Annotated in this window: 19 protein-coding genes and 1 pseudogene; 16 read left to right on the plus strand and 4 right to left on the minus strand. The window is 59.4% G+C overall.

Translation table 11 applies throughout. The annotated features are described in order from the left end of the window. From ShzoTeo12_RS20200 to ShzoTeo12_RS20225, 6 genes are read left to right on the plus strand one after another with little or no spacing between them, the layout of a single operon-like run. Positions 1 to 861, plus strand: a complete 861-nt coding sequence (locus ShzoTeo12_RS20200; protein ID WP_119254700.1) for a carbohydrate ABC transporter permease — start codon at positions 1 to 3, stop codon at positions 859 to 861. Next, positions 858 to 1,796: a ribokinase gene (locus ShzoTeo12_RS20205; protein ID WP_119254701.1), complete on the plus strand. Its 939-nt coding sequence runs from the start codon at positions 858 to 860 to the stop codon at positions 1,794 to 1,796. The genes ShzoTeo12_RS20200 and ShzoTeo12_RS20205 overlap by 4 nt, the downstream gene beginning before the upstream one ends. Further along, the gene (locus tag ShzoTeo12_RS20210) at positions 1,793 to 2,569 is read left to right on the plus strand and encodes an SDR family oxidoreductase (RefSeq protein WP_318913888.1); all 777 of its coding nucleotides are present in this window, start codon (positions 1,793 to 1,795) and stop codon (positions 2,567 to 2,569) included. The genes ShzoTeo12_RS20205 and ShzoTeo12_RS20210 overlap by 4 nt, the downstream gene beginning before the upstream one ends. Continuing rightward, entirely contained in the window at positions 2,562 to 3,350 is a 789-nt protein-coding gene (locus ShzoTeo12_RS20215; protein ID WP_119254702.1) for an HAD-IIA family hydrolase, read from the plus strand. The genes ShzoTeo12_RS20210 and ShzoTeo12_RS20215 overlap by 8 nt, the downstream gene beginning before the upstream one ends. Before the next feature lie 33 nt (positions 3,351 to 3,383). After that, positions 3,384 to 4,496: an ABC transporter ATP-binding protein gene (locus ShzoTeo12_RS20220; protein WP_119254703.1), complete on the plus strand. Its 1,113-nt coding sequence runs from the start codon at positions 3,384 to 3,386 to the stop codon at positions 4,494 to 4,496. A gap of 54 nt (positions 4,497 to 4,550) precedes the next feature. Next, positions 4,551 to 6,305: a phosphoenolpyruvate hydrolase family protein gene (locus ShzoTeo12_RS20225; protein WP_318914333.1), complete on the plus strand. Its 1,755-nt coding sequence runs from the start codon at positions 4,551 to 4,553 to the stop codon at positions 6,303 to 6,305. A gap of 12 nt (positions 6,306 to 6,317) precedes the next feature. Here the strand turns inward: ShzoTeo12_RS20225 and ShzoTeo12_RS20230 are convergent, their stop codons facing one another. Continuing rightward, positions 6,318 to 6,752 (minus strand): hypothetical protein, encoded by a 435-nt coding sequence (locus ShzoTeo12_RS20230; protein ID WP_162911188.1) that lies wholly within the window; start codon positions 6,750 to 6,752, stop codon positions 6,318 to 6,320. A 326-nt stretch (positions 6,753 to 7,078) separates the two neighbouring features. Here ShzoTeo12_RS20230 and ShzoTeo12_RS20235 point away from each other — a divergent pair, with 326 nt between their 5' ends. Genes ShzoTeo12_RS20235 through ShzoTeo12_RS20250 form a run of 4 tightly spaced genes read left to right on the plus strand, consistent with a single transcriptional unit; the run spans position 7,079 to position 11,276 of the window. Further along, positions 7,079 to 8,263 (plus strand): Tm-1-like ATP-binding domain-containing protein, encoded by a 1,185-nt coding sequence (locus ShzoTeo12_RS20235; protein WP_119254706.1) that lies wholly within the window; start codon positions 7,079 to 7,081, stop codon positions 8,261 to 8,263. Then, the gene (locus ShzoTeo12_RS20240) at positions 8,250 to 9,077 is read left to right on the plus strand and encodes a phosphoenolpyruvate hydrolase family protein (RefSeq protein WP_119254707.1); all 828 of its coding nucleotides are present in this window, start codon (positions 8,250 to 8,252) and stop codon (positions 9,075 to 9,077) included. Before ShzoTeo12_RS20235 ends, ShzoTeo12_RS20240 begins: the two co-directional genes overlap by 14 nt. A 33-nt stretch (positions 9,078 to 9,110) precedes the next feature. Next, positions 9,111 to 10,844 (plus strand): FAD-dependent oxidoreductase, encoded by a 1,734-nt coding sequence (locus ShzoTeo12_RS20245; protein ID WP_119254708.1) that lies wholly within the window; start codon positions 9,111 to 9,113, stop codon positions 10,842 to 10,844. Between the two features lie 9 nt (positions 10,845 to 10,853). Beyond that, positions 10,854 to 11,276, plus strand: a complete 423-nt coding sequence (locus ShzoTeo12_RS20250; protein ID WP_119254709.1) for a GlcG/HbpS family heme-binding protein — start codon at positions 10,854 to 10,856, stop codon at positions 11,274 to 11,276. Between the two features lie 419 nt (positions 11,277 to 11,695). On the opposite strand, the gene ShzoTeo12_RS20255 is transcribed toward ShzoTeo12_RS20250, so the two are convergent. The 3 genes from ShzoTeo12_RS20255 to ShzoTeo12_RS20265 all read right to left on the minus strand — a co-directional run bounded on the left by ShzoTeo12_RS20255 (position 11,696) and on the right by ShzoTeo12_RS20265 (position 13,654). Continuing rightward, on the minus strand, positions 11,696 to 12,193 hold the full coding sequence (locus ShzoTeo12_RS20255) for an RES family NAD+ phosphorylase (protein WP_119254710.1): 498 nt from the start codon (positions 12,191 to 12,193) through the stop codon (positions 11,696 to 11,698). Between the two features lie 8 nt (positions 12,194 to 12,201). Next, entirely contained in the window at positions 12,202 to 12,552 is a 351-nt protein-coding gene (locus ShzoTeo12_RS20260; protein WP_119254711.1) for an antitoxin Xre/MbcA/ParS toxin-binding domain-containing protein, read from the minus strand. A 382-nt stretch (positions 12,553 to 12,934) separates the two neighbouring features. Further along, positions 12,935 to 13,654 (minus strand): GntR family transcriptional regulator, encoded by a 720-nt coding sequence (locus ShzoTeo12_RS20265; protein ID WP_119254712.1) that lies wholly within the window; start codon positions 13,652 to 13,654, stop codon positions 12,935 to 12,937. A gap of 200 nt (positions 13,655 to 13,854) precedes the next feature. On the opposite strand from ShzoTeo12_RS20265, the gene ShzoTeo12_RS20270 reads away from it, so the two are divergent. From ShzoTeo12_RS20270 to ShzoTeo12_RS20295, 6 genes and pseudogenes are all read left to right on the plus strand, one after another. Continuing rightward, on the plus strand, positions 13,855 to 14,685 hold the full coding sequence (locus ShzoTeo12_RS20270; protein ID WP_119254965.1) for a substrate-binding periplasmic protein: 831 nt from the start codon (positions 13,855 to 13,857) through the stop codon (positions 14,683 to 14,685). A gap of 169 nt (positions 14,686 to 14,854) precedes the next feature. Then, positions 14,855 to 15,520: pseudogene (locus ShzoTeo12_RS20275) on the plus strand (amino acid ABC transporter ATP-binding protein); the annotation flags it as partial. Between the two features lie 10 nt (positions 15,521 to 15,530). Further along, positions 15,531 to 16,199 carry an amino acid ABC transporter permease gene (locus ShzoTeo12_RS20280; protein ID WP_119254714.1) on the plus strand — a complete coding sequence of 223 codons (669 nt, stop codon included), beginning with the start codon at positions 15,531 to 15,533 and terminating at the stop codon, positions 16,197 to 16,199. A gap of 10 nt (positions 16,200 to 16,209) precedes the next feature. After that, entirely contained in the window at positions 16,210 to 16,875 is a 666-nt protein-coding gene (locus ShzoTeo12_RS20285) for an amino acid ABC transporter permease (RefSeq protein ID WP_119254715.1), read from the plus strand. 36 nt (positions 16,876 to 16,911) lie between these two features. Continuing rightward, positions 16,912 to 17,790: a 4-hydroxy-tetrahydrodipicolinate synthase gene (dapA, locus tag ShzoTeo12_RS20290; protein WP_318913899.1), complete on the plus strand. Its 879-nt coding sequence runs from the start codon at positions 16,912 to 16,914 to the stop codon at positions 17,788 to 17,790. A 64-nt stretch (positions 17,791 to 17,854) separates the two neighbouring features. Beyond that, positions 17,855 to 19,087, plus strand: coding sequence for an NAD(P)/FAD-dependent oxidoreductase (locus ShzoTeo12_RS20295; protein WP_119254717.1), 1,233 nt, complete (start codon positions 17,855 to 17,857; stop codon positions 19,085 to 19,087). Positions 19,088 to 19,097: the final 10 nt, after the last annotated feature.

Raw genomic sequence — 19,097 nt, forward strand, 5'->3', positions numbered from 1 at the left:
ATGGATTTCACACGCACCCCGCTTACATCTTTCGTGCTGAATCTCCTGGTCGCAATCTGCGCCTTGGTCCTCGCCTTCCCGTTGGTCTGGATCGTGATGATGGCTTTGAAAGATCAGAACGAGGTCATGGCCTGGCCTCCGACCTTCATTTTCACACCCACGCTGGAGAACTTTCGCGTTCTTTTCGACGTAGCGCAGGCTGGGGCCACAAGCTACGGGACGATCAAGGTCGACTTTCTCACCCCGATCATCAACAGCATCATAGTGGCGCTGGGTTCGGTGATTGTCTCGCTCGTCGTCGGCGTTCCTGCTGGATATGTACTCGCCCGACGGGACGTGCCGTTCAAGGAGGATGTCGCGTTCTTCATCCTTGGTTTCCGGTTTGCGCCCGTTCTCCTTGTCGTCATTCCGCTCTTCAATCTGTTCCAGTCGATCGGCCTGTATGACACCTACATCGGGATGATCTGGGTCTATCAAGTCGTAACGCTTCCGATGATCGTCTGGCTGAGTCGTTCCTATGTCGAAGACATCCCTAAGGACATCGAGGAGGCCGCAGCAATCGATGGTGCGAAGCCCTTCCGCATCGTGCTGCACATCGTCCTTCCCCTCCTGAAGACCGGGCTGATCGGCGCGTCGCTCCTGGTGTTCCTACTCGCGTGGCACAACTTCGCACTCGGTCTGATGCTCAGCTCCACGAAGGCTCCGGTGACGGTGGCGCTGCTCAAGCTCCTCAATCCCGGCGTGCAGTTCTATCCGGTCATGGCGGCGGGTCTTGTCGTGACCATGATCGTGCCTGTCATCCTGATCGTCGTCGGACAGCGCCACCTCGAACGTGGTCTCACCTTCGGAGCCGTCAAATGAGCACGAGACCTCTCATATTCTTCGGCACCACCAACCTGGACCTCTGCTTCAACGTTGAGCGGCTTCCGACACCGGGGGAGAGCCTGATCGGGTCTCTCTCCAGGAACCCCGGCGGGAAGGGTGCGAACCAGGCGGTTGCGGCGGCTCGGTTGGGTGTTACCCCGCGGTTGTTCAGCAGGCTCGGTGACGATGACGCAGGAGTGGAGCTTCTACGGTCACTCGTTTCTGCGGGTGTCGATACCCAAGCCGTGCAGATCGCGGTCGGTGAGGTCTCTGGCTCCGCCCTGGTGATGGTTGGCGACGACGGCGGGAACATGATCGTCATCGATCCGGGCGCCAACGCCCGGGTGACACCGGAGATCATCGAAGCAGGTTGCGATCATATCGAAGAAGACGCGATCGTCGTCGCCGAGATGGGGTTGCCGACTGATGCGCTCGAGCGACTGTTCGATCTCAAGGGCGAGCGGAACTTCACGCTGATATTCAATCCTGCGCCTGTACGTCACGGGCTGACGAGGGACGCTTGGTCGAAGGTGGACTTCGTCACTCCGAACGAGTCAGAGGCATTCGAACTGACGGGCATCGAGATCGTGTCGATGGAGGCGGCGCGGCAAGCTGCGGATGCCTTGCTGTCGCTTGGCCCGAAGGCGGCTCTCATCACCCTCGGTGAACGAGGAGCATTCTTCTCCGACGGAAACCAGACGTTCGTCGTTCCCGCCTTTCCCGTAGTCGTGGTCGATACGACTGCAGCAGGAGATGCCTTCAACGGTGGGTTTGCTGCAGCGCTCGCTACAGGCTCCTCGATCCGCGATGCCGTACGACAGGCGATGGCGGTAGCCGCGCTTTGCGTGACCCGACGAGGGGCTCAGCAGGCCATGCCCTCGGCTGTCGAGGTGGATCAGTTTCTCAATCACAAAACACTTCTGGAGATATGATGACAAACTCTCTTTTTGAAATGTCCGGCAAGACGGTCTTGGTGACTGGTGCGGGTGGCGGGATCGGTGCCGCAATCACCGGAGCATTTCTCGAAAGCGGCGCTACCGTCGTTGCTACGGATGCCAACAAGGATGCCTTGGAACGGACGCTCGCCACGATCGAGGGTGGAGATCGCGTACTGGCATTGTCGATGGATGTGACCAGCGAAGCAGACATCGGCCGGGTGATGGACACCGTGGCTGAGCGCTTCGGCCGGATCGATGTTCTCGTGAACAACGCAGGCATCAAGTCCGGAGAAAAGCTCCTGTCCGGTGACACTAGCAAGATTGAAAAGACCATGGAGATCAACTCCGGTGCGGTGCTGCTTTGCTCCAAGCTCGTGGTCAATCGGTTCATGAAGGATGGCGGCGGCCGCATCGTAAACATCGGGTCATCGCTTTCCTCGCAGGGTGCCGTGTTCAACTATCAGGCAGGCGGTGCCGACTATTGCTATTCCAAGGCTGTGGTTCACGACCTGACAAAGCTACTCGCATACGAGTGCGCACCTCTTGGCATCAATGTGAATGGTGTGGCGCCTGGAATCATCGATACGCCAATGCACGGACGCCCCCGCGAGGAAACGGAAGCACGCCACGCCGGGCGGATCCCTCTCGCCCGTGTTGGAACGCCCGAGGACGTGGCAGGCTTGGCCGTGTTTCTAGCCACGCCCGCGGCAACCTACATCACTGGACAGATCGTACACGTTAACGGCGGGATGTTGATGAATGGGTAAGCTGGACAATCCATGGCCCGTGATCCGGGGCGTAGTGTCGGACCTCGATGGCGTTGTCTATCGAGGCAAGACCCCTATTGATGATGCTGTAAAGGCATTTCAGGCGTGGCAAGCGGAAGGGATCCCATTCTGCTTCGTGACCAACAACTCGACGCATACGGCTGAGGACGTTGTTTCCAAGCTGGTCTCATTCGGAATCGATGTGACTCTCGACAATGTCGTCACCTCTGCGGTCACGGCTGCCCAGCTCATCAGGCAGCGCTTTCCCGAAGGGACGCGCGTGTTTGTCATCGGGGCTCCGTCCTTGAAGCAGGCGATCGCCGCGGCCAATCTGGAAATCACGGAACATGAACCTTCCGTCGTGGTGATGGGTCTGGACCGGGAGATCACACACGAGAAGATGAGGATCGCTGTTGATGCAATCCTGAAGGGGGCGCTGCTTATCGGAACGAACCCCGATCTGCTTCTTCCGACCCCTACTGGCTTCGAGCCGGGTGCCGGCGCAATCCTGACTGCAGTGGCGACTGCCGCGCGCGTCAAGCCGATCATCGTCGGAAAACCGGAAGTCCACATGATCGAAGCTGCGCTGAAGCGGATAGGTACCGATCGTTCGTCCACCTTGATGATCGGGGATCAGATCCCAACCGACATCCAGGCTGGAAAGAAGGCTGGCCTCTGCTCGGTCCTCGTCACGACGGGTGTCCCGCCCGTCGAGGATGCGACGCTTCTGCCGCCCGACTTCACTATCGCAACGCTCAGGGAAATACCGGGAGTGCGCTGAGGAGGCGCATCACTGGATCTGTAGGAGGAACACATGGCCGACGTTCAACTTGATGGTATTCGAAAGGCATACGGAAGTCTCGAAATCCTTCGTGACATAGATCTTGAGATCGAGCACGGAGAGTTCGTCGTTTTCGTCGGGCCATCGGGCTCTGGAAAATCGACACTGCTCAGGATGATAGGCGGTCTTGAGCAGATTTCCGGCGGTACGCTGAAAATTGACAGCAAGGTTGTCAACCGCGTTGATGCGGCCGACAGGAACCTCGGGATGGTTTTCCAGAGCTACGCGCTCTATCCGCATTTGAGCGTGCGTGACAATCTGGCGTTCCCTCTGCGCATGGCAAAGGCGCGAAAGGAAGAAATCGCGGTCAAGGTCGGCAACGCCGCAAAGTTGCTTCAGATCGAGCACCTGCTTGACCGGAAGCCGAAGGAGCTTTCAGGTGGACAAAGGCAGCGCGTGGCCATTGGACGGGCAATTGTTCGGGAGCCGAAAGTGTTCCTGTTCGACGAACCGTTGTCGAACCTGGATACCGAGTTGCGTGTACAGATGCGGGTGCAGATTGCAAAGCTGCACCGTCAGCTCGGAAACACGATGATCTACGTCACCCACGACCAGGTGGAAGCGATGACGATGGCGGACAAGATCGTGGTGCTGAAGGACGGTCGCATCGAACAGGTTGGAAGCCCCCATGATCTGTACCACAAGCCAGCGACTCAGTTCGTTGCTGGCTTCATCGGGTCGCCCCGGATGAATTTCCTTCTTTGCAAGGTCAAGTCAAGGAACGAAAGCCAGGTGGAGATCGGAGTGGGTTCAAACGGTCGCTGGCTTCCGGTCGACGGGAAAGAGGTAGGGCCGGGAGCGACCGTAACGCTCGGGATCCGACCTGACGACTTCATTGCACCATCGGGCAATCCTGGCGAACTGCTTGTCGACATCGAAGTCGATTTTGTCGAGCATCTGGGCAGCGCCACCTATCTCTATGGGACGGCTCTCGGAGAGAACGTCGTGGCGCGTTCCCCTGACGATCATTTCCATGTGGGCAGGCAAGGGCCGATCTCGCTGGCCGTCGCCGCCTCGGATTGTCACGTGTTCGGACGTGATGGCAAGGCACTGCCGCGTTTCCAGGCACCGAAAAGCTGGAGTTGAATGTTCGGGCTGAATGGTCGATCCTGCTGCCGCTGAAAATGAGGATCGATCACCATTTCCGAGCTTAGACAGTTTCTGAGCGATTCGAGATCATTCATGCTTGGGGCCGCCATTGGCTCCGGCATGACGGCGCGCGCTGCCGAAAGGGCGGGAGCGGATTTCGTTCTGGCATTGAACGCCGGCCGTTTTCGAGCAATGGGTGGATCCTCTCCGGCATCGATCCTTCCGATACGCGACAGCAACGCCTTTGTCGAAGGGTTTAGTCGTTCGGAGATCCTACGCAGTACGCGGCTCCCGGTGTTCTTCGGCGCGTGCACATTCAATCCGACGTTGGACATCAATCTCTTCCTCGACCGATTGAAGCGGTGGGGTTTCGCTGGTGTGACGAATTTCCCATCTGTCATCCACCTCGATGACCCACGCCGGGCGATTCTCGAGGAAAGCAAGCTTGGATATCAGAGAGAGGTCGATCTCCTTGTCAAAGCCAGACAGCGTGGAATGATGACCATAGCCTACACGCGTACGCAGAGCGAAGCGCGTCGTATGGTCGAAGCAGGCGTTGAGGCCATTGCCATGAACTTCAACCTAAACGCTGCAGAGACGGCACAGTCTGCATCCTCGATAGGCCTGCCAGAGCTAGCGGCAAGGACGAGAGACATTGCCCGAACCGTTCATGGAGTAGACAGAAATGTCGTCTGTCTGCTCGCGGGCGGTCCGATCACCAAGCCTGAGGAACTCATGGATGTCTGCAGGGAAACTGGGACGCAGGGCTTCATAGGGGGCTCATCTCTCGATCGTGTGCCTTTGGAGACCTCGGTCCTGGAAATGACCTCGGGGTTCAAGACAATCCACGTCTTGCGCGAGAAGGTCGATCTTCTCGAACGCCGGCTCCAGCTCAATGGTTACAGGCACGGAGTGATTGCCCAGTCTGCGACGATGAACAAGTCGCTCGACGCTGCAAAACGCCTGGCAACGGGAGCAAATCCCGTACTGGTGTCGGGAGAAGCGGGGGCCGGGAAGCGGCGTGTCGCATCGCTTGTCCATTCCCTGTCTGGCCGGAAACATCGAAAGCCCGTGGTATTTCCTTGCCGTCCGTCTCCGGGAAGCCAGAATGCGATCGCGCTGTTTGGTCTGGATGCCGACAAGGATACCCGCCGCCGAATTTCCGTGCTCGAAACTGCTTCAGAGACCTCGCTCGTCATCCTTCACGTGAACGAACTCTCAGTCGAGGAACAGGAAAAACTCGCCGATTTCATCGAGTCGGGTTCGTACACCGCACACAACGGCGCGACGACGAACCGTTCCGATGCGAAGATAATCGCCACGTGCACGATACCAGCCGGGAGGCGTTCGTCGGAAGGTCTTCTGACCTCTCGCCTGCGCGACGCTTTTGCTGGCCTCGAAGTGGTACTGCCTCCGCTTCGGGATCGTCTGGAGGACCTGCCGGCCTTGATCCATCATTTCACAGTGGAAACGAGGGGTGATGCGTCTGCAGGCGTTCTTGCCATCGAGAACTCTGCATTTCTTGCACTCGCAAGTCATTCCTGGCCCGGAAACATCAGGGAGCTGCGGCATGTTGTCGAACAGTTGGCCATCCTGCCTCCGGATGTCGCGATCGCTGCAGATCGGATCAGTGCAGTGCTTGGAGTGAGCCCGCCGCCCGCAGAACCCACAAATCTATCCGAGCGGGAGTGGATCATTGATGCACTCCGGCGGAACAAGCTGCACCGCGGGAAAACAGCCCGAGCGCTGGGTCTGTCACGCAAGACACTTTACAACAAAATCAGAAAGCTTCGCATTCTCGACTAATGGCTTCGATGGCTATCTGAGCGAAAGGATCGGCGGTGCTCCTCGACGATCGGCATTGATCTCGGGGTCACATTCTAAGAGCAGGCTTTCACTGATGGGCAGATGCAGCGACGAGACTGGCACGCTGACTATTGCATCCAGGAGTCCTGATAGACGCAACTCGATGGTGCTGATCTCCTCCGTCCGCGATGCTGCGTACACGAGCCCTAAACCGATCTCATGAAACCACTTCATCCTGTCGATCTCGATCGTGTTGCCCTCCTGGGGTGACGACTGTCCTTGCTTAACCTCGACAAGAGAGGCGGGAGGGAAGTTCACAACCCCGGCAAAGCCCTGATCTATCAGCAGATCACCGAGGTCCTCCCACAGCGGAAATGGATCGATCATCATCACAGCGGCATAGCAGTTGGGCCTTGCTGGGCTAACTGTGGTCCTCAGTGCATTCATCAGCTCTGCGTTCCAGTCGAGCACAGGTAGCGTTGCCAACACTAGCGGTGAGCCTTCTGGGAGGACTCGAATCCCCGGGGCGAAGATAACGCCTTGGCTCGCAGGGCAGTCGTGCGCGGCCCCTATGGAAAGCTCTGTGTTATCGACAATCGCCCACATACCCAATTTTACCCATCTCTCATGTCGCGCTTGGTTCTGCCAATAGCAGCGAGGGACTATTCGTACTCAAAATTGCCCAGGAATCGAGCAGACTCAAGGGAGGGTCACATGTCAATCTCACCAAATCGGACAGCGCGATCTTTGATTGGCGCACGGGCGCTGGCCTTATGAGCGTATCTGTGTCGAAGGCGGACGCGATCGCCATCGTAGCGACCATGGATACGAAAAGCGCAGAAGTCGATTTCGTTTCCAATATCATCCGGCAATGCGGAAGGGATGTTGTCCGGATCGATGTCGGTACTTCCTCCTCATTTCCTGACCGATCGAACGATCCGGCAAGCCTGCTCAAGTCGATTGCGCAGCGCGCACGCGTATCGATAGGGGAGATGCAGGCTGATGGCAGCATAACTGCTGTGATCGGTATTGCCGGCGGTAAAGGGAGCGGCCTCTTCGGCGAGGTGGTTGCAGATCTGCCTTACGGCTTCCCCAAGCTGCTTGTATCGAGTGCGAGGCCAGCGCTTCTCGCGGAACTCGCCAAAACAAGCGACATTCTCCTTTACCCGACCTTGGTGGATCTGTTCGGCGTGAACGGCTTCACTTCACGGATACTCACAAATGCTGCTCACGCTATCGCATCGCTGCGGTACGCGCCGCAAAAGGACGCGCGGCGCTCGATAGTCGCAATTTCCGCCTTCGGCGTAACCACTCCAGCCGTGGACCGATGCGTTCGCTTGCTCGCAGATCGCAATATCGAAGCCGTCGTGTTTCCAGCGAATGGATCAGGGGGCCGCAAGATGGAGGTTCTTATCGAAGACGGAGAATTCGACGCCGTGCTCGATCTGACGACCACAGAACTGGCGGACGAACTGCTCGGCGGAACAGCCAGTGCAGGCGATAGAAGACTGACTGCGGCGGGCTTGATGGGAATTCCTCAGCTCATTGCTCCAGGCGCCGTAGACATGGTCAACTTCGGGGTGCCGACGAGTGTTCCGGAGCGGTATGCGCATCGGTCATTCTATTCCCACACCCCCTACACGACCCTGATGCGCACGACCCCTGAGGAAACGCGCGAGATTGGGCGGCGCACAGGATTGAAGCTCCGGAGTGCCTCAGGGCCAGTGTGCGTGATGTGGCCCGAGAAAGGTGTCTCCGACTACGATCGCGAGAACGGGGTGTTTCACGATCCTGCTGCAAACGAGGCCTGGCTTTCGGGTGTCGAGGACACTCTTCCAGAGACGGCCAAGTGCATCAAAATCCCATTCCACATCAACGATCCTGAATTCGCCGATGCTGCCGTCGCGTGGATCCTTGAGAAAATCAAAAGCGAGGTTGTAGCCGATGAAAATGTTTGAACGTTCGGAAATCCTTTCGGCTGTGGCTGAGCAGACCGCAAGCGGAAATGCCATTCTGGCCGCAGGAAGTAGTTGCGGCCTGGTCGCCAAGTGCGCGGTGCTGGGTGGAGCGGACATGCTGGTCGTCTACAGCACCGGCCTTTCGCGTCTTATGGGCCTGCCAACGAGCCGGATTGGAGATTCGAACGCACGGACCATCGAAATGGCGGACGAGATCCGGAACGTCGTCTCGACCGTCCCAGTGATCGGCGGCGTCGAGGCATGGGATCCTGTCAGACTTGACCTTGATCGCCTGCTCGACAGGTTCTGGGCCGCTGGATACTCCGGTGTGATCAACTACCCCACCATCTCGACGATGGGTGATAAATGGCGCGATCGAAGAGGCCGCGTTGGTCTGGGTTTCGACCGGGAGGTCGAGATGATCAGGTTGGCGCGACAGAAGAATATTTTCTCGATGGCCTACGTAGCCTCGGCTGAAGATGCGGCCGCGATGGCAGAAGCGGGAGCGGACTGCATTGTTCCTCACGTAGGGGCAACCCGCGGGGGCTTGGTCGGTCACGAGGAAGGCCAGGCGGTCCAGGAAGCAGTCGTGAAGATCAACAAGATCAACGATGCCGCCAGAGCCGTACGATCCGACATCATTCTTCTTGCCCATGGCGGCGCTGTCGCGGAACCCGAAGACACGGTAGAAGTGTATCGGCAGACGAAGTGTGTTGGCTTCGTAGGAGCTTCCTCGATCGAAAGGATACCGATCGAGCGGGCAGTGCAGGCAGTTGCCAAGGCGTTCAAAGCCGTCCCGGTCCCCCGTTCCTGATCCTCGATCCATTATCTATTCAGCGAGACTGATATGACCCTAGCATCCGCTTCTATCGGCACCAGGCCTGCCGATTCCAGCCAATGGGACGAAATCTATGATGTCGTCGCCGTTGGCAGCGGAGCAGCAGGCCTATCTGCTGCTCTGTTCGCCTCGCAATCCGGACTTAAAGTCCTCATATGCGAGAAGTCTCCCAAGCTGGGCGGAACGACGGCCCTCTCTAACGGAATGATCTGGGTGCCTTGCTCTCCGCAGGCCATCGCAGCAAAAGTTGCCGACAGCATCGAGAATGCGAGGACCTATCTTAGGAACGAACTGGGTAACTACTACCGGGAGGATTTTGTTGAGGCGTACCTGACTGACGGACCGGCGGCCTTGAGCCAGATAGCTGACGGGACTGACGTCAAGTTCACGCTGGCCTCTGCACCGGACTATCATTCCAGCCAGATCGGCGGTGTGGAGTCCGGTCGAGCCCTTAGCCCTGCACCATACGACGGCCGTCTTCTCGGGAAGGATTTCGATCTCGTCGGTGATCCCATTCGTGTTGTCTTGGGGGGTATGATGATCTCCTCCGGCGAAGTGACGAAGTTCTTGAATCCATTGAAGTCGGTCGATTCGATGCGGCATGTCCTGAAGCGCGTGGGACGTTACGCTCGCGACAGAATGTCGTATCGTCGCGGAACCGAGTTCAGTGGCGGAAACGCCCTGATTGCGCGTTTCATAGCCAGCCTTAGGAAGCGTCAGGTCGCGATCTGGACCGAAGCCCCGCTTGTCCGCCTTGTTATCGAGGATCAAAAGGTGGTGGGCGCAATTATCCGCCGCAACGGTCGAGATTTGCGTGTCAGGGCTGATAGAGGCGTGGTTCTCGCGACAGGGGGCTTTCCCCGCGACGCAGGCCTCCGGGCATCACTAAGTGGACCGCACCAGCATGATGATACGCTTGCTCACCCGGACTCTACGGGGGATGGCATCAAGCTCGCCCAGCAAGCAGGTGGCGCCATAGACAATGATGTGGCGAGTGCAGGGTTCTGGACCCCGGTTTCACTCCTGCGTGACAAGAAAGGTGGCCAGCAGACAGTACCGTATGGGTGGCTGGATCGCGGCCGCCCGGGAGTGATCGCCGTCGGGCCCGATGCGCGGCGCTTCGTTAACGAGTCCAATTCTTATCACGATATCTGCCTTGCGATGTTCAAGAACGGATACCCGAAGGACAAGCGCTTTTTTTTCATCTGCGACTCCGAGTTTCTTAAAAAGCGCGGAATGGGACACATGTTGCCGTGGCCGTGGACCATGGGAACAAGGGCATATGAGCGGGTCGACTACATCAAGGTGGGTGCGACAATCGCCGACCTTGCTAGGAAGATAGGGATCGATGCCAAGGATCTTGAGAAGACCGTCGAAGAGCACAATACGCATGCGCGGTCTGGCAAGGATCCTTACTTCCAGCGCGGAGAGTCTGCTTTCAACCGCATGCTGGGCGACCCTTCAGTTGGAACGGTGAACCCAAACCTCGGATCGATCACTGCCGGTCCGTTCATCGCTCTGCCGATCGTGCCGGCTACCCTGGGGACCGCGACGGGACTATCAACTGACACGTGGGGGCACGTGCTCGATCAAGACGGAAAGCAGATTCAAGGACTGTACGCTTGCGGCAATGACGCAACTTCGCTCATGCGTGGCCTTTATCCAGGTGCCGGGATCACGATCGGACCAGGTATCGTTTTCGCATACCGAGCCGCAAAAGCTCTTGCTGGTCGCAATTCGTGAGGAATTCAGATGCTGACAATAAACAGATTAAGTCTCGCCGACGCTCACATCCTGATCGGCGGTGCTCGTGCAAAGGCTGAAGAAATCGGCGTTCCCATGTGTATTGCGATCACCGACGAGTCCGGGCAACTGATAGCATTCGAGCGAATGGACGGTGGCAAGATAACAAGTACAATCATCGCCCAAGACAAAGCCTACACCGCTGCCGGGGCGAAGAGATCAACGGAAAGCTATGGTACAGCCAGTCAACCGGGACAGCCTGCCTATGGTATCAACTCGACAATTGGCGGTCGATTGACGGTAGTTGCTGGTGGCATTCCGGTGATTGTCGAGGGCGAGGTTGTGGGCGGCATTGGCGTCAGTTCCGGTACACCAGCGCAGGATCACGCCTGTGCTCTCGCAGGAATCGACCGTTTTCTAGTCGAAGTTTGATTCCTCAAAGCTTGATCGCAAGAGTCACATCAATCTCCCAAGCAGGTGTGACATGCCCTGCAACGTCGTTGCAGGGCATCCAATTTATCTACAGTGTAGCGTGAAAATCGGTGACCTCTTCGTAGAGGTACCGAATATTGCGTAAGTCAACGTCTTGATTGTTTGGGTCGCGCCCGTAGAGTTGAGGCGGCTGTTGCTCAGGCCCTCGAGCGATCGGCCAATCCCGATGGCAAGCAACTGGTCCAAAGGGATATTCGGGGTGAATCAAACCACTGAACGACAGGAATGACCGTTCGTATCCATTCAAGAGCTTAAGAAACGAGATTTCTTGAATGACGATATGGGTGAAAAATCTAATGAGCGGCGGTCTCCAACTGGCCAGCTTCATGTCGATGTGTAGTGGTCGGTCGACACCGATCCTATCGCGACAGGCGACCTTCGTCGTCGATTAGCGTCAGCCGGCAAGGCGCGGCATCGCTCCACGTCCAAAGGACTAGATTGGCATCGTCTCGGGCCGCGCCGGGTGCAAAGCTCCTCACGATCAATCCATGATAGCCGGCAGCGGCAAGCCGACCTGCGAAGGCTTGCGTCTTCGCCTCTCCGGTAGTTTTCATCTGATCGCGCCAAGTGGGATCCGCCAAATCCGCATTGTCCATGCCTTCAGCGCGCAGAGCGATATCGTCGCGCGTATCGAATATGCGTTCGAAGACCGCATCATAGGAGACGAGCGTCGTCGGTTGCAGGGAGCCGGCCTGATTGGCTTCGCGCAAAGCCGTGACGATTGACAACGACGTATAGAGTGCCGGCGTCCCCTTTCGGTTGAACCGACCTCCATAGAGTTCGGCGCCGCGTCCCGACATCGGCTCGCGTGCATAGATCGGGTTGAGCGCCCGGTAGAGTGTTCCTCGAAACTTCATCGGCGCGGTCAGGCGTGAACGCCGGCATCGACGGCGTCGATATAGTCGAGAACCTCGTCAGCTCGGCCATCGCGTACGAGCTGCATCGCCGTGAAGCCTGAGAAGCCGGGCAACGGTTCGGAGCGATACCAGGCATAGGCCATCAGGGCGGAGCCAAACCGAGGCTCGACCTTGTTGACGATCTCGGTCATCTCCCGAAGGCGCCGCTGCGTCTTGTCCGAGCGAATGCGGTCCTGCCGCTGGATCGCGTCCTTCCCGAGCCCTGCGGTCCGAGCGATCTCTTCGCTCGTGGTGCGCAGGGCACTGGCGATCTTGCGTGGCGAGAAAAGTCCGCCATCGGCATATTGGGCGAGACCCATCTCAAAACCTCCGTTCGACCTGCCAACCATTATGACGCAATATAGCGTCAGGATTCGCGGAATTCAATGAGGAGCGGAGGGGAAGAGGAGATAAGAATCGGAGAAAGATGCCGCTCGCAGATCGGGCGAACTGCTGACACAAGCTCTCAACCGCGCCTCGTACTCCCGGCTGTCGTCCTGCGCAGCGCTGTGAGCCCTGCTGGGCGGGCCAGGCAGGAGAGGCTCGGCCGCACTTGCACCAACCCGCTCGCTCGGCGTCGACGGTCTCAATAAGAGTAGGAGTTTGCATTGACGTTAAGCTTCAGACCGCGAACCGTCGGTTCGGTTCCTTTCAAGAGCTTATCAGTCACGTATGTTCATGACCTCTCGGACGCAGTCGTGCCTATTCCGCGGCGGCAAGGGGACCGAAGGAAACGTGGGTCGTATAGTTCTCGCGCAGGAAGGCGATGAAATTGTCCTGGAACTGCCGCGTATGGGCATGGGCCAGTTCGTCGGCCAGGTCGACGTTCTTGGCCCTGATTGCTTCCAGCATCAGTTCGTGTTCGTCGGTGAGCAGATAGCCGTCACCGCCGCGCTCCAGATATTCGAAATGCAGGTGCAGCATGCGCTGGCCCTGGTTGAGCAGCCGCTCATAGAACGAGGCTAGATAAGTGTTCTTGCCGGCATAGGCGATGGCCATGTGGAACTGCTTGTTGGCCTCCGACATCTTCAGATGCACGCCAGTTTTCACCGCCGCTTCAAACTCCTTCTGGCGCTTGGCGATGATCTTCAGGTCTGCTTCCGTCCGCAGTGTCGCGGCGAGGCGCGTGTTCATGCGCTGGGCGACGTCGAGCGCCTCGACATATTTCGGAAAGCTCGCCACCTCGATGGGAGCAACGATGGTGCTGCGGTTGGACAGCGTCACCACCAGCTCTTCACCTGCCAGCCGGATCAGGGCCTCACGGATCGGCGAGCGCGACATGGCGAAGCGTTCGGCCAGCGTCGTCTCGTCGAGGAGCTGCCCAGGCGGCAGGGTCAGTGCCAGAATTTCGTTGCGCAGCGTGTCGTACACGCTTTTCGAGCCCATGCCGCGCACGCGTTTCGATTCAATTTCCTCAGACACTTACGTCCCTTTCCGCATGTCGCGGCCATTGGGCCAGAAAATCAGGCGCACAGCAATCGTAAAATTTCCGCTTGACTTTGTCGACACTGAGACGACATAATTTCTCCAGTCGACACGGAGCCGACAGAAAAAGACGACAAGAACGGCCGAAGCCGACGGGTGGAACCGCGCGTTGAACGCGCTCAAAATGGGGAATGCACATGCTTTCGAATGTGATGACGTCCGCTCTGCGGGCGACGGCCGCGCTCGCCCTGGTGGCAGGGCTTTCGACCCCTGCCATGGCCCAGGCGGCCGAAGGCTACTGGCAGGGTGTTCAGAAGAGCGGCACGCTGCGTTGCGGCGCAGCCGTCGCCCCGCCCTATGTGATGCGCGATCCGGCGAGCGGCGAATATTCTGGCTTCTACGCCGATCTTTGCCGGGAGTTCGCCGAGGCGCTTCAGGTGAAGCCCGAATTCGTCGATACGACTTGGGACAACATCGTGGCGGGCCTTCAGGCCGGCAAATGGGACGTCTCGCTGGCGCTGAACCGCACGCCGGCCCGCGCCATGGCGGTGCAGTTCTCCATCCCGGCGATGGAGTACCAAATCTCGCTCGCCTATAACAAGGACAACCCGAAGATCCCGGCCGGCGCCACATCGGTGGCCGATATCGACAAAGCTGACGTCACGCTTGCCGTCATGTCGGGCACGGCGCAGGACAAGGCGATCTCGGCGGCCGTCAAAACCGCAACGATCCTGCGTCTTCCGACCAATGACGAGACGCGCCTTGCCGTCGTCTCGCGCCGGGCGGATATCTTGGTCGATGCTTCCGACACGAACCAGCTCTTCACCCAGTCGAACCCCGATTGGGCCGTGGCGCTGAACCCAAAGCCGGCCCTTGCCAAGCAGGGCGTTTCCTTCGGCCTGCCGCACCAGCTTTCCGCCGCCGATGTCGAGGTGGTCAATATCTTCCTTGAGGAGCGGGTCGCGACCGGCCATGTCGAGGAGCTCATCCACAAGGCGGTTGACGAGGTTCTCACGGCCGGCCAGTGAACCATCCGGGGCCGCCTTGCCGCGGCCCCGCCTGCCTGTTCCAAGGAGGAGAGTTTTGACGATGTCGGACAGCACCGCGCCACTGGTTAAGATCGAAGGACTGCACAAGAGCTATGGCGGTGTCGTTAAGGTGCTGCAGGGCCTCGATATCGAGATGAAGGCGGGTGACCGCGTCGTCGTCATCGGCCCTTCCGGCGGCGGCAAGTCCACGCTCCTGCGCGTGCTGATGGGACTGGAGCAGATCGACGGCGGCTCCGTCGCCTTCGGTGGCAAGCCCTATATTTCCGCCAATGGCAATGGCAGGACAGTGATCGACACGAAGGTCAGGCGCTCGATCGGCATGGTCTTCCAGCATTATACGCTGTTCCCGCATCTGACCGTGATCGGAAACCTGATCCTTGCGCCGATGAAGGTGAGGAGCGAGAAGAAGGCGGAAGCCGAGGCGAGGGCCATGGCGCTTCTCACGCGTTTCGGTCTGGCGCAGAAGGCGAATTCCTATCCGGCCCAGCTCTCCGGCGGGCAGAAGCAGCGCGTCGCCATCGCTCGTGCTCTCATGCTCGATCCCAAGCTGATGCTTTTCGACGAGGTCACCTCGGCGCTCGATCCGGAACTGGTAGCCGAAGTCGAGCAGGTGATCATGCAGCTCGCCCAGCAGCAGATGCCGATGGTCATCGTGACCCATGACATGTGGTTCGCCAGAAATATCGCCTCCCGCGTGATCTTCTGCGCCGGCGGCGTCGTCGTCGAGGACGGCCCGCCCGAACAGGTGCTCGGCACGCCGAAGGAGGAACGCACGCGCGAATTCATCGAGCGGGTGTTCCATATCAGGCATTGAGGGGCGGGCCATGAACTACAGTTTCGACTTCGCATCCGTTTTCCGCAATCTGGGACCTCTCTGGGACGGTCTCCTCGTCACGATCCAGCTGACCATCGCGGCCAATGCCATCGGCCTGACGCTCGGTTTCGCACTGGCGCTGCTGGTCATGAGCCGCTGGTCGGTGGTGCGGTTGCCGGTCATGCTGTTCGTCGAATTCTTCCGCTGCACGCCGGCAATCATCCAGATCGTCTGGTTCTTCTATTGCGTGCCCATGCTGTTCAATGTGTTTCTCGGCTCGGTTACGATGGGTATCCTGGCGCTTGGCCTCAATCTCGCGGCCTTCAACGCCGAGGCCTATCGCGCCTCGATCCAGGCGGTGCCGCGCGAGCAGCTCGATGCGGGCGTGGCACTCGGCCTGACGCCGCTCCAGCGCATTCTCTACATCGTGCTGCCGGCCGCCGTGCGCAATTCCATTCCCGTTCTGCTGACCAACGGCATCGGCACCTTCCAGCAGAGCGCGCTGGTCGCCATCGTCGCCGTGCAGGATCTCATGTACCAGGGCAAAACCCTCGCTACACAGACCTATCGTCCCATCGAGACCTTCACCATCGTGGCGCTCGTCTACTTCGCCGTGTCGTTCCCGGTCTCCCAGATCGTCGGCTATCTCGAACGTCGCCGCGAAGCGCTGGCAAGCTGAGGAGAAGGCTATGAACCTGAACTTCGCCATCGTGCTCAAATATCAGGACGCGCTTCTGCTCGGCCTCTGGATGACGTTGAAGCTGACCCTGATCTGCATTGTGTTCGGCTGTGTCCTCGGTTTCCTGTTGGCGCTTGCCCGCACCTCGAAAAGCAAGGTGCTCAGGAGCCTGGCGAGCGTCTATGTGGAGTTCTTCCGCGGCACGCCCGTACTCGTGCAGCTCTTCTGGATCTTCTTCTGCCTGCCGCTGGTGCTCGGCGCCGAGCTTTCCAACATGGCCTCGGGCGTGATCGCGCTGACGCTCTATATGGGGGCGATCAGCAGCGAGACATTCCGCGCGTCACTGAAATCGGTCGGCCGCGAGCAGATGGATGCCTGCGTGGCTTTGGGGCTTTCTGCCTGGACGCGCACGACGAGTGTCGTTCTGCCGCAAGCCGTGCTGCGCGCCGCCCCGACGCTTCTGTCCAACTGCGTTAGCCTGTTCAAGGAGAGCGCGCTGGTCTCTGCGGTCGGCATGGCGGACCTGATGTTCGTCGGCCAGAACATTTCCAACAACACGGCCCGCCCCATCGAGGTGCTGACCGTCGTCGCTCTCATCTACTTCGTCATCGCCTTCCCGCTGACGCGCGCCGTCACGGTCGTCGAACAACGCATCCTCAAGCGGCTGGCTGCCTGAAGCGCCGGCATCCGAACCCTCGAAATGGAGACTCCCATGAAACTGTCAGGCGTCATGCCCGCCCTCGTCACCCCCTTCGACACGCAAGGCCGGGTCGATTTCAAGGCTTTCGAAAAGCTGCTCGCTCATCTGCGTGAAGCCGGGGTGACCGGCTGGGTGCCGAACGGCTCGACGGGCGAATATTTCAGCCAGTCGACCGAGGAGCGCCGCGACGTGCTCAAGTTCGTCAAGGATTTCGCCAGGCCGGGTGAAACCCTGATCGCCGGCACGAACGCACCCGCTACGCGGGAGGTCATCGAACAGACCGCGATGGCAAAGGAAATCGGCTACGACACGGTGCTGCTCGCACCGCCCTTTTACACCCGCCCCACTCAGGCCGAACTCATCAAGCACTACGAAACCGTGCTCGCCGCGGTCGACGTCGATCTCGTGCTGTACAGCTATCCCGCCAAGGATGGGTCGGACATCAGCTTCGAACTGATGGATCACTTCGCCGACAATCCGCGTGTCATCGGCATCAAGGAAAGCTCGGGCGTGCTGCAGCGCGCGATCGACATCGCCAGCCGTTACGAGGGCCGGATCCAACTGGTTTCGGGTTCGGACGACATTGCGCTCGATTTCATGTTCTGGGGCGCGGAAAGCTGGATCTGTGGCCCGTCGAACTGCATGGCCAAGGCATGCTGCGATCTCGACCGCGCCTACAAGTCCGGCGATCTTGGCAAGGCCCGCGAGATGATGAAGATCCTCTACCGGGCGATGAATATCCTCGAATCCGGAAAATTCGTCCAGAAGATCAAATATGGCTGCGAATTGCAGGGCCTGCCGATGGGCGAATGCCGCGCGCCGCTCGGTCCCTTGACGGACGAGGAAAAGGCCGAATTCCGCGCCGCCATGCAGCCGATCCTCAACTGGTAAGCTGACAGGGGCCGGGCGCAATGGTCGCCCGGCTGTTTCCTGACACCTAATGGGAGAGACGAGCATGACCACCGTCGTTGTCGGCGCGGGCATCATCGGCACGGCCATCGCATACGAACTGCAGAAGCGCGGCCGGCAGGTCATCCTCCTCGACAAGGGCGAGGTCGGGCGCGGTGCATCCTATGGCAACATGGCCTCTATTGCCGTGACCGAGTTCATGCCCGCCTCACGGCCGTCGATCTGGAAACAGATTCCCGGCTGGATGCTGGATCCTGAGGGACCGGTGTGCGTGCGGCCGACCTATATGCCGAAACTCCTGCCGTGGTTCGCCCGCTTTGTCGCGGCGTCGCGGCCCGGAAAGCTGCGCCAACTCGAGGCGCAGGGTGCCGCTCTCTGCAAGCGCGTCTATGACGACCTGCTGCCGTTGTTGCGGGAAACGGGTCTGGAAGGCGAGCTGACGGAGGAGGGCTGCCTTTCGCTCTACAGCAACGAGGCGGAGTTCCGCGCCGACCGCGAGCATATCGAAATCCTCGAGCGCTTCGGCTTTCCGTATCAACGACTGACGGGCGTGCAGGCGCAAGAGCTGGAGCCGGAACTGTCTGAAAGCATCGGCATTGCCGTGCTGTTTCCGCAGAACCGGAGCCTGCGTGACCCGTTCCGGCTAGTGAGCAGCCTTGCGCAACGCTTCACCGCGCTCGGCGGTGAAATCCGGCGCGGGACGGTCGCGGGCTTCGACCGGTCCGGCCGCATCACCGCCGTCCGGCTTGCGGAAGGCGACCGCGTCGCAGCCGAGGAGGTGGTGATCTGCGCCGGCGCTTATAGCTGCTTGCTGTCGAAAATGCTGGGAGAACCGATGCCGCTCGAGACCGAGCGCGGCTATCATACGCAGATCATGTCCCCGGGCATTTCCATGCGTCATTCGATCATCTGGCCGGCGCGGGCTTTCATGGTCACGCCGACGGCCGGCGGCATCCGCGTCGGCGGAACTGTGGAGATGGCGGGCCTTGACGCCGCGCCGGATTATCGCCGTTCGAAGATTACCGTGCGGCGGACGCAGACGGCGCTGCCCAACCTGCGCTGCGAGGATTTCTCCGAGTGGATGGGCCACCGCCCGGCCTTGCCGGATACGGTGCCGGTCATGTCGGCCTCAGCGAGGGTACCGGGCGTCTTCTACGCCACCGGCCATGGCCATCTCGGCGTCACCTATGCCGCGACGACTGCACGCCTGATGGGAGACCTGATGACCGGCGTGGTGCCGCCCATCGACATGCGCCCTTATCGTATAGACCGCTTCTGAAGCACAGCGA

Origin of the sequence: Shinella zoogloeoides (genome assembly GCF_033705735.1) — a bacterium.
GTDB lineage: Bacteria > Pseudomonadota > Alphaproteobacteria > Rhizobiales > Rhizobiaceae > Shinella > Shinella zoogloeoides_A.